At 61.2% G+C, this 14,552-nt stretch carries 11 protein-coding genes; 10 read left to right on the top strand and 1 reads right to left on the bottom strand.

Going from position 1 to position 14,552, the window contains the following annotated elements; all coding sequences use genetic code 11:
• The first annotated feature begins 26 nt into the window (after positions 1-26).
• The 10 genes from KBP52_RS17750 to KBP52_RS17705 all read left to right on the top strand — a co-directional run bounded on the left by KBP52_RS17750 (position 27) and on the right by KBP52_RS17705 (position 13,787).
• Positions 27-2,183 (top strand): type I secretion system permease/ATPase, encoded by a 2,157-nt coding sequence (locus KBP52_RS17750; RefSeq protein WP_116029368.1) that lies wholly within the window; start codon positions 27-29, stop codon positions 2,181-2,183.
• Complete coding sequence (locus tag KBP52_RS17745; RefSeq protein ID WP_007918311.1) at positions 2,173-3,540, top strand: HlyD family type I secretion periplasmic adaptor subunit; 1,368 nt, start codon at positions 2,173-2,175, stop codon at positions 3,538-3,540. Before KBP52_RS17750 ends, KBP52_RS17745 begins: the two co-directional genes overlap by 11 nt.
• Positions 3,541-3,901: 361 nt before the next feature.
• Entirely contained in the window at positions 3,902-4,798 is an 897-nt protein-coding gene (locus KBP52_RS17740; protein WP_127925366.1) for a TauD/TfdA family dioxygenase, read from the top strand.
• A gap of 22 nt (positions 4,799-4,820) precedes the next feature.
• Entirely contained in the window at positions 4,821-5,681 is an 861-nt protein-coding gene (locus KBP52_RS17735) for an ABC transporter ATP-binding protein (protein ID WP_116029366.1), read from the top strand.
• A gap of 20 nt (positions 5,682-5,701) precedes the next feature.
• Positions 5,702-6,568 (top strand): ABC transporter permease, encoded by an 867-nt coding sequence (locus tag KBP52_RS17730; RefSeq protein ID WP_212620656.1) that lies wholly within the window; start codon positions 5,702-5,704, stop codon positions 6,566-6,568.
• Between the two features lie 202 nt (positions 6,569-6,770).
• Entirely contained in the window at positions 6,771-7,688 is a 918-nt protein-coding gene (locus tag KBP52_RS17725; protein ID WP_116029364.1) for a LysR family transcriptional regulator, read from the top strand.
• A gap of 223 nt (positions 7,689-7,911) precedes the next feature.
• The gene (locus KBP52_RS17720) at positions 7,912-9,450 is read left to right on the top strand and encodes an MFS transporter (RefSeq protein ID WP_212620655.1); all 1,539 of its coding nucleotides are present in this window, start codon (positions 7,912-7,914) and stop codon (positions 9,448-9,450) included.
• A 26-nt stretch (positions 9,451-9,476) separates the two neighbouring features.
• Positions 9,477-10,547 (top strand): HlyD family secretion protein, encoded by a 1,071-nt coding sequence (locus tag KBP52_RS17715; RefSeq protein WP_212620654.1) that lies wholly within the window; start codon positions 9,477-9,479, stop codon positions 10,545-10,547.
• A complete protein-coding gene (locus KBP52_RS17710) occupies positions 10,544-12,151 on the top strand; it encodes an efflux transporter outer membrane subunit (protein ID WP_249122193.1) in 1,608 nt (535 codons plus the stop codon). Before KBP52_RS17715 ends, KBP52_RS17710 begins: the two co-directional genes overlap by 4 nt.
• 55 nt (positions 12,152-12,206) lie before the next feature.
• Positions 12,207-13,787: a glycosyltransferase family 39 protein gene (locus KBP52_RS17705; RefSeq protein ID WP_212620653.1), complete on the top strand. Its 1,581-nt coding sequence runs from the start codon at positions 12,207-12,209 to the stop codon at positions 13,785-13,787.
• Positions 13,788-13,792: 5 nt separating this feature from the next.
• On the opposite strand, the gene KBP52_RS17700 is transcribed toward KBP52_RS17705, so the two are convergent.
• The gene (locus KBP52_RS17700; protein WP_212620652.1) at positions 13,793-14,551 is read right to left on the bottom strand and encodes a slipin family protein; all 759 of its coding nucleotides are present in this window, start codon (positions 14,549-14,551) and stop codon (positions 13,793-13,795) included.
• Between the last annotated feature and the right edge of the window lies 1 nt (position 14,552).

The raw sequence follows: 14,552 nt of genomic DNA, 5'->3' as shown, positions 1-14,552 counted from the left end.
TTTTCAACTGTCAAAGAGTGTCGAGCGTGGAATCAGAAGTCAGTCGAGTTCAACTCAGTCATGATCCACGCGCGTTGCACGACGATCCGTTACTGGACGGCCTGCTCGCCCTTTGCATGCTGCATCAGAAACCCGCCAGCGCGGCGATGCTGACCACCGGCCTGCCGCTGCCCAAACAACGCCTGAGTGTCGAGTTGCTGCCCCGCGCGGCGGCTCGCGCCGGCCTGCAAGGTCGGGTGCTACAGCGCAAGCTGGAAGAGATTCCGGCGATCGCCATGCCGGCGTTGCTGCTGCTCAAGGATGGCCGCAGCGCCGTCCTGCTCGGCTGGCAGGGTGACAACGAAGCGCGGGTGCTGCTCAGTGAAACCGACGGTGGCGAGTCCATCGTCAGCCGTGAGCTGCTCGCCGACGACTACACCGGCAAAGTCTTCTTCGCCCAGCCGCAGCACAAATTCGACGTCAACCACGGCACGCTGATTCCACGTGCGCGTTCGTGGTTCCGCGACACCCTCAAGCGTTCGCGCTGGCTGTACGCCGATGCCATCGCCGCGAGTTTCCTGATCAACATCATCGCCATGGCCGCGCCGCTGTTCGTGATGAACGTCTACGACCGCGTGGTGCCGAACCAGGCCGAAGCGACCCTGTGGGTGCTGGCGCTGGGCATCACCGGCGCCTACCTCTTTGACCTGATCCTCAAGAGCCTGCGCAGTCTGTGCCTGGATCTGGCCGGGAAGAAAACCGACCTGATCATTTCGGCGACGCTGTTCGAACGCATCGTCGGCATGTCGATGAAATACCGCCCGGCGCGGGTCGGCAGCTTTGCGCAGAACATCCACGAGTTTCAGAGCCTGCGCGACTTCCTCGCCTCGCTGACCCTGACCAGCCTGATCGACCTGCCGTTCACCATCCTGATCTTTATTGTTATCGCCATTCTCGGCGGGCATTTGGTGTGGATTCCGGTGCTGGCATTCCCGATTGCCCTGCTGATCGGCTACGCCTTGCAGAAGCCGCTGGTGGCAACCATGGAGCGCACCATGGCCCTCGGTGCCGAGCGCCAGTCGAGCCTGATCGAAACCCTCGCCGGCCTTGACGCGGTCAAGGTCAACAACGCCGAAAGCGAACGTCAGTATCAGTGGGAACAGACCATCGGCACCCTCAGCCGCCTCGAGCTGCGAGTGAAAATGCTCTCCGGTCTGGCGATGAACATCACCCTGCTGATCCAGCAACTGGCCGGGGTGATCATGATTGTCTTCGGCGTGTATCAGATCATCGCCGGCAACCTGAGCATGGGCGGTCTGATTGCCTGCTACATGCTCAGCGGCCGCGCCCTCAGCCCGCTGGCGTCGCTGTCCGGTCTGCTGACCCGTTATCAACAAGCCCGGGTGACCATGACCTCGGTCGACCAGATGATGGAGCTGCCGCAAGAGCGCAATTTCGAAGAACGCCCGCTGAGCCGCAAGGTTCTGCAGGGTGCGATCGAATGCCGCCAACTCAGCTTCACCTACCCGGAACAACAGAATCCGGCGCTGAAGAACATCAACCTGGTGATTCGCCCCGGCGAGAAAATCGGCATCATCGGCCGTAGCGGCTCGGGCAAAAGCTCCCTCGCCAAATTGCTGGTTGGCCTGTATCAGCCGGATGACGGCGCCTTGCTGGTCGACGGTGTGGATATCCGCCAGATTGACGTCAGCGAGCTGCGCTACAACATTGGTTACGTGCCGCAGGACATTCAACTGCTGGCCGGTACCCTGCGTGACAACCTTGTCTCCGGCGCACGCTATGTAGAAGACGAGCTTGTCCTGCAGGCGGCCGAACTGGCCGGCGTCCACGAATTCGCCCGTCTGCACCCGCAAGGTTATGAGCTGCAAGTCGGCGAGCGTGGGCAGAACCTCTCCGGTGGCCAACGGCAGAACGTCGCGCTGGCCCGGGCGCTGTTGCTCAATCCACCGATCCTGCTGATGGACGAGCCAACCAGTGCGATGGACAACACCGGTGAAGAACGCCTCAAGCAACGCCTCGCCGCCGTGATCGAAAACAAGACCGTGGTGCTGGTCACGCACCGGGCTTCACTGTTGTCGCTGGTCGATCGTCTGCTGGTGATCGACCGTGGACAAATTCTCGCCGATGGCCCGAAAGCCGCCGTGATGGAAGCGTTGAAGAAGGGGCAGATCAGTGTTGCTTAAGTCGGGTTTCAAGGATTCGATCCGTCGCTACTTCAAGGGCTCGGCATCGCTGCAGGGCCAGCCGCTGCCGGAGGTCAACAAAGCGCTGATCGAAGACGCCCCGCGCGTCGTGCGCCTGACCATCTGGGCGATCATCGGCTTCTTTATCTTCCTGCTGCTGTGGGCCAACTTCGCCGTGATCGACGAAGTGACCAAGGGCGACGGCAAGGCGATTCCGTCGTCGAAGATTCAGAAAATCCAGAACCTTGAGGGCGGGATCATCTCTGAGCTGTTCGTCAAGGAAGGCCAGATCGTCGAAGCCGGCGCACCGCTGATTCGTCTCGACGACACGCGATTTGCTTCTAACGTTGGCGAAACCGAAGCTGATCGTCTGTCGATGCTGTTGCGCGTAGAGCGCCTCAGCGCTGAGGTTGACGACCGGCCGCTGAATTTCCCCGAGGACGTGCTCAAAGCCGTGCCGGGTCAGGCAAAAAGCGAAGAATCGCTGTACATCAGCCGTCGTCAGCAACTGCACGACGAGATCGGTGGTTTGCAGGAGCAGTTGATTCAGCGTCAGCAAGAGCTGCGCGAATTCGCCTCCAAGCAGGCGCAGTATCGTCAGCAACTGGGCCTGCAGCGCCAGGAAATCAACATGTCCGAGCCGCTGGTCGCTCAGGGCGCTGTGTCCCCGGTGGAAGTGCTACGTCTGAAGCGTGCCGAGGTGGAAACCCGTGGTCAGCTGGATGCAACGACGCTGGCCATCCCGCGTGCCGAATCGGCGATCAAGGAAGTGCAGCGCAAGATCGACGAGACGCGCGGCAAATTCCGCAGCGAAGCGTTGACCCAACTCAATGAAGCGCGCACCGACCTGAACAAGGCCAGCGCGACCGGCAAGGCGCTGGAAGACCGCGTCAGCCGCACGCTGGTTACCTCGCCGGTGCGCGGCATCGTCAACAAGTTGCTGGTCAACACCATCGGCGGCGTGATCCAGCCAGGCAGCGACATGGTCGAAATCGTACCGCTGGATGACACCTTGCTGGTCGAAGCGAAGATCCGTCCGCAGGACATCGCCTTCCTGCACCCGGGGCAGGAAGCGATCGTCAAGTTCACCGCGTACGACTACACCATTTACGGCGGGCTCAAAGCCAAGCTTGAGCAGATCGGTGCCGACACCATCACCGACGAAGACAAGAAAACCACCTACTACATCATCAAGGTGCGCACTGAGCGCAGCCACTTGGGCACCGATGAAAAGCCGTTGCTGATCATCCCGGGGATGGTTGCGTCGGTGGACATCATTACCGGCAAGAAGTCAGTGTTGAGTTATCTGCTCAAGCCGATCATTCGTGCGCGGGCAGAGGCGCTGCACGAGCGTTGATTTTTTAGTGACCTCACTGGCCTCATCGCGAGCAGGCTCACTCCTACAGTAATCGCATTTCTCCAGATGGAATGCGATTACTGTAGGAGTGAGCCTGCTCGCGATGGCGGCAGCCCAAACACCACATCTCTGTCAATAAGTGACAAAAACCGTCACTCAACACTCAGTCCATTCCTCACCAATCGCCATATCGTTATTCATTAACGGTATTTAATTTCCGATTCTTATAGCTATAAAGTCATCCCCCTGCGTACCTGCCGACCAATCGGCGCGCCGCACGACCTGAACCAACACGCAATCCAGCGTGAGTGTCTGATCGACGAGCGCGCCCGTGAGCGTGGCGTGCGTGGGAGATGGAAAGATGTCCGCAGCTACTGCTTCCCCAAGCGCCGCGACCGCCGCGCCGCAATCCTTTGAAATCCGCCCGTTCAGCGGTGCCGTCGGCGCCGAGATCATTGGCCTCGACCTCACCCGGCCGATCAATGATCAAGACTTCGCGCGCATCCATCGCGCGCACCTGGATCACCACGTCGTGGTGTTCCGCGACCAGCAAATCACCCCGCAACAGCAAATCGACTTCAGCCGCCGCTTCGGCGTGTTGCAGATCCATGTGCTCAAGCAGTTCCTGCTGGCCAATCACCCGGAAATCCTCATCGTTTCCAACATCGTCGAAAACGGCCAGAACATCGGCCTCGGCGATGCCGGCAAGTTCTGGCACTCCGACCTCTCCTATAAAGAGCTGCCAAGTCTCGGCTCGATGCTCCACGCGCAAGAGCTGCCGTCCGAGGGCGGTGACACGCTGTTCGCCGATATGCACAAAGCCTGGGACAACCTGCCCGAAGCATTGCGCAAAGCAGTCGAAGGTCGTAGCGCCGCGCATTCCTACACCGCCCGCTACAGCGAAACCAAATTCGAAGGCAACTGGCGCCCGACCCTGACCCCGGAGCAACTGGCTCAGGTCGCGGAAGTGGTGCACCCGGTGGTGCGCACGCACCCGGAAAACGGCCGCAAGGCGCTGTTCGTCAGCGAAGGTTTCACCACGCGCATCGTCGGCCTGCCGGAAGACGAGAGCCAGCAACTGCTGAGCGAGCTGTACGCCCACAGCGTGCTGCCGCAAAACATCTACCGCCATCAGTGGCAGCCCCACGATCTGGTGTTCTGGGACAACCGTTCGCTGATCCATCTCGCCGCCGGCTGCCCCGCGCACCTGCGCCGCAAGCTGTATCGCACGACCATTCAGGGCGACGCGCCTTTCTGATTCGCCGGAGATTGATCAAAAAATGAACGCTCCCTTGCAAGGCCACGCGGCCAGCAACCCGATCGCTCGCAGCGAAGCGCTGCTCGCGGTCGATCATGTCAGCCTCGAATACCGCACCCCGCAACGCGTGGTGCGTGCCACCCACCAAGTCAGTTTTGAAATCGACCCGGCCGATCGCTACGTGCTGCTCGGTCCATCCGGGTGCGGTAAGTCCACCTTGCTCAAAGCAGTGGCCGGCTTCATTCAACCGTGCGAAGGCGAGATCCGTCTGCAAGGCCAGCGCGTCGACGCGCCGGGTCCGGACCGGATTGTGGTGTTTCAGGAATTCGATCAGCTGCCACCGTGGAAAACCGTCAAACAGAACGTGATGTTTCCGCTGCTCGCTTCGCGCACGCTGAAGAAAAAAGAAGCCGAAGAACGCGCGCTGCACTATCTGGAAAAAGTCGGGCTGGCAGCGTTCGCCGATGCTTACCCGCACACCCTGTCCGGCGGCATGAAAGCGCGCGTGGCGATTGCCCGGGCGTTGGCGATGCAGCCGAAAATCCTCTTGATGGACGAACCGTTCGCCGCCCTTGATGCACTGACCCGACGCAAGATGCAGGAAGAATTGCTGCTGCTCTGGGAAGAGGTGCGCTTCACTCTGCTGTTCGTCACCCACTCGATTGAAGAGGCGCTGGTGGTCGGCAATCGCATCCTGCTGTTGTCGCCGCATCCCGGCCGAGTGCGCGCCGAAGTGCACAGCCATCAATACGACTTGCACAGCTTGGGTGGCGTAGCGTTTCAGGAGTCGGCGCGGCGCATTCATCGTCTGCTGTTCGACGAAGGCCAGTCGCCGGAAACCGAGCGTGACCACGACTTCAACGACATTCGCATCGCCTATTGAGCGGCCAGGAGGACTACCCGATGAGCCATTCATCATCTGTGCGTAAAGAATTCGAAATTGTGCTGGAGCCGTTGACCGAAGTGCCGGTCGAGCGTGAGTTGTCGCTGGGTACGCGGCTGTGGCAACAGGGCTGGTTGCGTAAAGGCCTGATCCTGATTGTGCTGGCGGTGTTGTGGGAAGTGGTTGCGCGGATCCAGAACAATGACCTGATGCTGCCGAGTTTCTTGCAGACCAGCCACGCGCTGTTCGAGGGGCTGCTCAGTGGTGAGCTGCTGGCCAAAGTGTGGATCTCGCTGGTGGTGCTGATCAAGGGTTACCTGATCGGCATCGTTCTGGCGTTTGCCCTGACCACGCTGGCGGTGTCGACGCAATTGGGTCGCGATCTGCTGAGCACGATGACCTCGATGTTCAACCCGTTGCCGGCGATTGCCCTGCTGCCGCTGGCGCTGCTGTGGTTTGGTCTGGGGCAGAACAGCCTGATTTTTGTGCTGGTGCATTCGGTGTTGTGGGCGTTGGCGTTGAACACTTATGCGGGGTTTCTCGGCGTTTCCGAAACCCTACGCATGGCTGGGCGCAACTATGGTCTGAAGGGTTTGCGACTGGTGCTGTTCATCCTGATCCCGGCCGCGCTGCCGTCGATTCTGGCCGGGTTGAAGATCGGCTGGGCGTTTGCCTGGCGCACGTTGATCGCCGCTGAATTGGTGTTTGGCGCTACCAGTGGCAAGGGCGGGTTGGGTTGGTACATCTTCCAGAATCGTAATGAGCTGTACACCGACAAGGTGTTTGCCGGGTTGGCGGTGGTGATTCTGATCGGGTTGCTGGTGGAGAATCTGGTGTTCGATACGCTGGAGCGGGTGACCGTCAAGCGTTGGGGTATGCAGCGGTAATTCTGTGGCGTTGCGGCTGGCCTCATCGCGAGCAGGCTCACTCCTACAGGGGATCTGCGTAGGACACAAAATCTGTAGGCACTGAAGATCTAATGTAGGAGTGAGCCTGCTCGCGATAGCGTCAGTCATGCCACCGCAATACTTGAAGAATGTTTGCTAGCATTGCGCCCAGATCAATCCTGATCAGCCATGAGTGCTCAGCATGCAACTCCCGGACATGAACCTTCTGGTCGCCCTCGACGCTTTGCTCGACGAGGGCAGTGTGGTCGGCGCTGCACGGCGGATGAACCTCAGCCCGGCGGCCATGAGCCGCACCCTGACGCGAATCCGCGAAGCCATCGGCGATCCGATTCTGGTGCGCGCCGGTCGGGGGCTGGTGCCGACTCCCAAGGCATTGGAATTGCGCGAACAGGTGCGCGATGTGGTCGAACAGGCTGCGCTTTTGTTCCGCTCGGCGGACACCGTGGAGTTGAGCAGTTTGCGCCGCCGCTTCAGCATCCGCGCCAACGACTTTTTCATCGGTGTCTACGGCGGCAAGCTGTTCGACACCCTCGACCAACTGGCGCCGCACTGCGAACTGCGTTTCGTTCCGGAAGGCGATGGCGATGATGAAGCCCTGCGAGAAGGGCGCATCGATCTGAGCGTCAGCAACACCCGCCCCATCACCCCTGAAGTCAAAGTGCAGAACCTGTTCTCGACGCACTTCGTGGGACTGGTGCGCGAAGATCATCCCTTGCTCGACGGCGAAATCACTGCCGAGCGCTATGCCGGGTTTTCCCACATCAGCATGTCGCGCCGTGGCATCGCCCGTGGACCCATCGATACGGCGCTGAATGCCTTGGGCCTGGAGCGGCGTGTGGCAGTGATTGCGCCGAGTTTTCATGCGGCGATGTTTGCCTTGCCGGATTCCGACCTGATCCTACCAGTGCCCAAGGAAGCGTTGCTCAGCGTCCGCCGGCTCGGGCTGAAACTGCGCTCGTTCGACCTGCCGATCCCATTGCCGACCTTGATGCTGACCCAAGCCTGGCACCCGCGTTTCGACAAAGATCCGGCGCACCGCTGGCTGCGCGAAACCCTCAAGGCCTGCTGCGACGAAACCTGGCTGGCTGCCCAGCCTTAATCTCCCAACCAGCACAAAACCCTTGTAGGAGTGAGCCTGCTCGCGATGGCGGTGTGTCATTCAATACATGCATCGACTGACACATCGCCATCGCGAGCAGGCTCACTCCTACAGGGGTTGATCGTTGTGTCTGGCGCACTTATAACCTGCCAATAAGTCAATTTTCGTCATTGCCAAGCCCGACTAAGATGCTCCGGTATTTTTCCCTCCGGAGTGTGTATTCATGACATCCCTGACGGCGGCAGCGCCCATCGCTGCGGCCAGCCCGGCGACGGCGGCCACGCCACCGGTGTTCGGGGCGCGGATCATCATTGGCCTGGTCGGCGTGCTGCTGGCGGTGCTGGTATCGGGCCTCAACGAGATGGTCACCAAGGTGGCCCTGGCCGACATCCGTGGCGCGCTGAGCATCGGTTACGACGAAGGCACCTGGCTGGTCGCCAGCTACACCGCCACCTCGGTCGCAGCCATGGCCTTCGCGCCGTGGTGTTCGGTGACCTTCTCGTTGCGCTGCTTCACCCTTTGCGCGATCGGTCTGTTCACGTTGCTCGGCGTGCTGTGTCCATTCGCGCCGAACTACGAAAGTCTGCTGCTGATGCGCATCCTGCAAGGTCTGGCGGGCGGTGCGTTGCCGCCAATGCTGATGACCGTCGCCCTGCGCTTTTTGCCGGCGAACATCAAACTCTACGGTCTGGCCGGCTACGCACTGACGGCGACATTCGGCCCCGGCCTCGGCACGCCGCTGGCCGGTTTGTGGACCGAATACGTCGGTTGGCAGTGGACGTTCTGGCAGATCATCGTGCCTTGCCTGATCGCCATGGCGATGGTCGCGTGGGGCATTCCGCAGGACCCGCTGCGTTTGGAACGCCTCAAATCGTTCAACTGGAAAGGTCTGCTGCTGGGCTTTCCGGCGATCTGCATGTTGGTGATCGGTTTGCTGCAAGGCAATCGACTGGACTGGTTCGAGTCGAGTCTGATTTGTGGATTGCTCGGTGCCGGTTCGTTGTTGCTGGTGGCGTTTCTGATCAACGAATGGTCGCAGCCGATTCCGTTTTTCAAATTGCAGATGCTCGGTATCCGTAACCTGTCGTTCGCCTTGATGACCCTGGCCGGCGTGTTGGTGGTGTTGTTGGCGGTGGTGCTGATTCCGTCGAGTTATCTGGCGCAGGTGCAGGGTTATCGCCCGGTGCAGACCGCGCCGATCATGCTCATCGCCGCGCTGCCGCAGTTGATCGCGCTGCCACTGGTGGCGGCGCTATGCAATCTGCGTTGGGTCGATTGTCGCTGGGTACTCGGGATTGGGCTGAGCATGTTGGCGCTGTCGTGCCTGGGTGGATCGCAGCTGACTTCGCAGTGGATTCGCGACGACTTCTACGTCCTGCAATGGCTGCAGATTTTCGGTCAGCCGATGGCGGTGCTGCCGTTGTTGATGCTTTCGACCGGCAGCATCACACCGCTGGACGGTCCCTTCGCATCGGCATGGTTCAACACCGTGAAAGGGCTGTCGGCCGTGGTCGCCACCGGGGTGATCGAGGCGCTGACCACTGCGCGTCTGCATTTCCACTCAAGCATGTTGGTCGACAGCCTCGGCAATTCGCCGCTGGCCGACCGCAGCGATCCGGGCCTCGCCCATCGCCTGCACGAGCAGGCCGTGGTGCTGACCTCTTCCGATCTCTACGTGTGCATGGCCGGCGTCGCGGTGGCGTTGATCCTGCTGATTTTCTGGCTGCCGACGCGGATCTATCCGCCGCGCGCGCCGACCTGATCGCTGTACTGAAACAGAAGGTTTTTATGACGACTCAAGCAAAGCAAAAACTCGCGGTGGCTGTGGCGGCCGCGCTGGCTGTAGGCGTGCTGGTGTATCTGGCGCTGCCCGGCGTGTTTGGCAAACGTACGCAGCAAAACACCAACGACGCTTTCGTCTCCGCCGACTACACCCTGGTGGTGCCGCGCGTGGCCGGTTTCATCAAGGAAGTGCTGGTGGAAGACAACCAGCAAGTGAAGGCAGGACAGTTGCTGGCGCTGATCGATGATCGTGATCTGCGTGCTTCAGCCGAGGCGGCGGATGCGCAAACCCTGGTGGCGCGAGCGCAGTTGCAGAACGCCAAAGCGACGCTGGAACGCCAGACGTCGGTGATCGCCCAGGCGCAGGCTTCGGTGGTGTCGGCCAAAGCTGAAATGGCTTTCGCTCAGCAGGAGTTGAATCGCTACAACCATTTGGCCGGCGTTGGTGCCGGCACTGTGCAGAACGCGCAACAGGCGCGCACGCGCATCGATCAGGCCACGGCTCATCTCGACACCGCCACCGCGAAACTGGCGGCAGAGCGCAAGCAGGTCGACATTCTTACCGCTCAACGAGATGCGGCCGAAGGCAGTTTGAAACACGCGCAAGCGGCGTTGGAAATCGCCAGTTTCGAACTCTCCTACACACGTATCACCGCGCCGCAGGACGGCATGATCGGCGAACGGGCCGTGCGCGTTGGCGCCTATGTGACGCCGGGCAGCAAGCTGCTGGCGGTGGTGCCGTTGCAGCAGGCGTATGTAGTGGCGAATTTTCAGGAAACGCAACTGACGGACGTACAGCCTGGGCAGGAAGTGCAAGTGCGTGTCGACAGCCTCGGCGGTGAGGCATTGAGCGGTCGCGTCGAAAGTATTGCCCCGGCGACGGGCGTGACCTTTGCGGCGGTGAAGCCGGACAACGCCACCGGCAACTTCACCAAGGTGGTGCAGCGGATTCCGGTGAAAATCATGCTTGAGCCTGGCCAGCCGCTGGCTGGACGATTGCGCGTGGGCATGTCGGTGGAGGCGAGCATTGATACCAAAAGCTCGGCGACATCGGTGCGTGAGGTGACTCAGCGATGAGCCGTGTTGATCGAACCGACACCTTCGCGAGCAGGCTCGCTCCCACAGGGAAAACGCAATCCAAAATGTGGGAGCGAGCCTGCTCGCGAAGAGGCGCGTGGCAGCCAATCACCTTGAGTGCCTTGCTCGCAGTAACTCTCACCGCTTGCACAGTAGGCCCTGACTTCCAAAAGCCTCAAGCCACACAAATCGCCGACTGGGCCAAACCCGCCAAGTCCGCCCCCAGCCAAGCCGTCAGCGAACCCCTGAACGAACGTTGGTGGGAAGTCTTCCACGACCCGCAACTGTCCGCGATCACTCAACGTGCGGTGCAGAGCAACCTCGATCTGCAACTGGCCAGCAGCCGTCTGCAACAAAGCCGCGCGGCTCGCCAGGTGATAACCGCTGACCGTTATCCGAGCACCGCCGCCACGGGCAGTTACGCGCGCAAACGCAACAGCGGCGAGGGCCTGAACGACCCGTCCGGGCACAACGGCGATTCCGCGTTCAACCTGTGGGACGCCGGTTTCTCCGCTTCATGGGAACTGGATTTCTGGGGCCGCGTGCGCCGCGAAACCGAAGCCGCCGACGCCAACCTCGAAGTCGCCGAAAATGACCGTCGCGGGGTGCTGCTGGCCGTGCTCGCCGACACCGCACAAAACTACATTCAACTGCGCGGCGTGCAGAACACCCGCGCCGTCACCGAGCAGAACCTCGACGTCGCCCGGCACAGTCTGAAACTCTCACAACTGCGCCTGGCCGACGGCGTTGCGACTGACCTCGACGTCGCCGAAGCCGCCGCGCAAGTCGCGGCCATCGAATCGCGCTTGCCGGCGCTGGAACAACGCCAATCGCAACTGATCAACGCGATCAGCCTGCTGATGGGCGAACCGCCGCAGGCATTGGCCAAAGAGTTATCCACAGACGCCGCCGTGCCGCAGTCGCCGCTGCAAGTCGCTATCGGCTTGCCGTCGCAACTGGCTGAACGCCGTCCGGACATCCGTCAGGCCGAAGCGCGCTTGCACGCCGCGACTGCCAATATCGGTGTGGCCAAGGGCGATTTCTATCCGCGTATTACCCTGTCGGGCAACCTCGGCTCGCAAGCCATGCAACTCAGCGATTTCGGCTCGTGGAGCTCGCGCGCCTTCGGCATCGGCCCACAATTCAGCCTGCCGTTGTTCGACGGCGGACGCCTGCGCGGCATGCTGCAACTGCGCGAAGCGCAACAACAGGAAGCCGCCGTCGCCTATCAGCAAACCGTGCTGCGCGCCTGGCATGAAATCGACGATCAACTGACCGCCTACAACGCCAGCCAGCGCCGCCGCGACAGCCTCGCCGAAGCCGTCCGCCAGAACCAGATCGCCCTGCGCACCGCGCAACAGCAATACGTCGAAGGCGTGGTTGATTTCGTCAACGTCCTCACCGTGCAAGGCGCGCTGCTGGCGACGCAGGAGCAGTGGGTGGAGAGTTCGACCGGCGTTTCGTTGGCGATGGTCGGGTTGTACAAGGCATTGGGCGGCGGTTGGGAGTCGGTGTATCCAGAGGCAAAAGTCGCCGTCGGGTTGCCGGGTGTCGTGAAAGCGCCAACCGGCATCGACGGTTCCGCCGTGGCTGACCTAAAGTGATGGGCAGGTTGGCGCGTCATACTCTCGTGGCGCTGCGGCGCGGCAAGAGGAAGCGATGGCGGTCAACAGAGTCACGCCAATGGGCGACACGCAAGACCCGTATGCCGCGCCCGGTTCCTGGTTCGGCAGCCTGCGCTGGGTGCGCTGGGTAAAAGATCACTGGCTGTGGCCAATTCTGGTGCTGGCCGCGTTCGTGCGTTTTTATGACCTGACGGCGGCGGCGATCTGGGGCGATGAAGGCTCCAGCCTGCTGCTGGCGCGCTATTCGCTGAGTGAAATCTGGCAGCACGCTGCATTTGATGTGCATCCGCCGCTGTACTTCATGGTCTTGCATGGCTGGATCGGGTTGTTCGGGGACGGCATCTTTGCGCTCCGCTGTCTCAGTGCGCTGGCCGGCATTGCGGCGGTCGGGCTGGGCGTGTGGCTGGTGGATCGCCTGGCCACTCGCCGCGCCGCGTTCATCGCCGGATTGTTACTCGCACTGTTACCGACGGCAGTGCGCTACAGCCAGGAAGTGCGCATGTACGCGCTGCTCGGTGCGCTGCTGCTCGCCGCGAGCCTGGCGCTGGTCTACTGGATCCGGCGCCCGCAACGCCGTGACTATCTCGTGGTTTACGTGGTGTTGATGAGTGCGGCGTTCTACACCCATTATTTCGCCGTGCTGGCCGCACTGTGTCACTGGGTTTATCTGCTCGGCATTCGCGTGCAGCGCGGTTATCGCTTCCGGCATATCCAGCGTGCGGACTGGTGGCTGGCAAATCTGGCCATCGGCGTGCTGTATCTGCCCTGGTTGCCAAAGTTGCTTGATTTGATGCAGCACATGCAACAACTCGAAGTCGGCGGCGATGTCGGTTGGGAGCCAGCGGTGACGTTGGGGTCGTTGCCGTCGATGATCTGGTCATGGCTGATTCAGGACGATGGCGAGAGTCTGCCGCTGCTGGTCTTTGGCGCGCTGCCGTTGGCACTGCTGGTGCTGGCAGTTGTGGCCGTCATGCGCGATCGCAGTGTGTCGCGCGGCAGCATTCTGCTGGCGCTGTACACCGGTCTTCCGCTGCTGCTGGTGTTCGCGGTGTCGTTCATCACGCCGGTATTCATTGAGCGATATCTGACGGCATTCGCCCTCGGTTTACCGATGCTCGCGGCGTTGGCCATTGATCGTTTGTATAGCCGCGTTCGCATGCTTGCTTTGGCGGTGCTGGTAGCGCTGGTCGGCGTGGAACTGGTCGGTGTGAGCAACAACGCCACGGTCGACACTCACGATCAGCTCGACACGGTCGTGAAGTACGTCAACCAGCATTTCCTTCCCGGTGACCGCATCGTCACCAGCGACATGCTCTGGTATCTGAGCTACGTCTACTACGATCGCAGCGGGGCGCAGGTGCGCCTCTTCACCCCACCGAAAGCCGATGGCCAATCGACGCGGCCAAATGAGTACGGGTTCGGCACGCTGGTGACGAGTGATGTCTATCTGAATAGCCTGACGGAGCTGCCAGCCGGAGGCCGGGTCTGGCTGGTCGGAACCGTCGACGAGCCACAAGAGTTCTCAGCGCTACCCGCAACCTGGCAGGCCAGCGCTGAAGTCCATGCGGGCGGGATGCAAGCACGCTTGTTCGTGCCCAAACCTGCGGGTGAATAGGCGGGTCATGACTTGCCGGACAAATCCGCCATACCCTTGAGCAATTCAATCGGCAACGGAAAGACAATCGTCGAACTCTTGTCCCCGGCAATCGAACTCAAGGTCTGCATATAGCGCAACTGCATTGCCCCAGGCTGGCGGCCGAGCATTTCCGCGGCTTGCATGAGTTTTTCCGAGGCCTGCAATTCGCCTTCGGCGTGGATCACCTTGGCCCGACGTTCGCGCTCGGCTTCCGCCTGTTTGGCGATGGCGCGGACCATCGATTCGTTGAGATCGACATGCTTGATCTCGACGTTGGCGACCTTGATCCCCCAGGCGTCGGTCTGCGCATCGAGCACCTGCTGAATGTCGATACTCAACTGTTCGCGTTCGGCCAGCAGTTCATCCAGTTCGTGCTTGCCGAGCACCGCGCGCAAGGTGGTCTGGGCCAGTTGGCTGGTGGCCGAGAGAAAATCCTCGACCTGAATGATCGCTTTCTGTGGGTCGAGCACGCGGAAATACAGCACGGCGTTGACCTTCACCGACACGTTGTCGCGGGTGATCACGTCCTGCGGCGGCACATCGAGGACGACCGTGCGCAGGTCGACCCGGACCATTTGCTGAACCACCGGAATCAGCAGAATCAAGCCGGGACCTTTGACTTGCCAGAAGCGGCCAAGCTGAAACACCACGCCGCGCTCGTACTCCCGCAGGATGCGAAACGTCGAACCGGCCAAGGCAATGACCAGCAACAGCAGCGCAACAAAACCGATTTGCAGACCCATG

Source organism: Pseudomonas sp. SCA2728.1_7 (genome assembly GCF_018138145.1).
Taxonomy (GTDB): Bacteria; Pseudomonadota; Gammaproteobacteria; order Pseudomonadales; family Pseudomonadaceae; genus Aquipseudomonas; species Aquipseudomonas koreensis_A.
The sequence above is the reverse complement of the archived record's forward strand: the minus strand, read 5'-3'. Positions and strand labels throughout refer to the sequence as shown.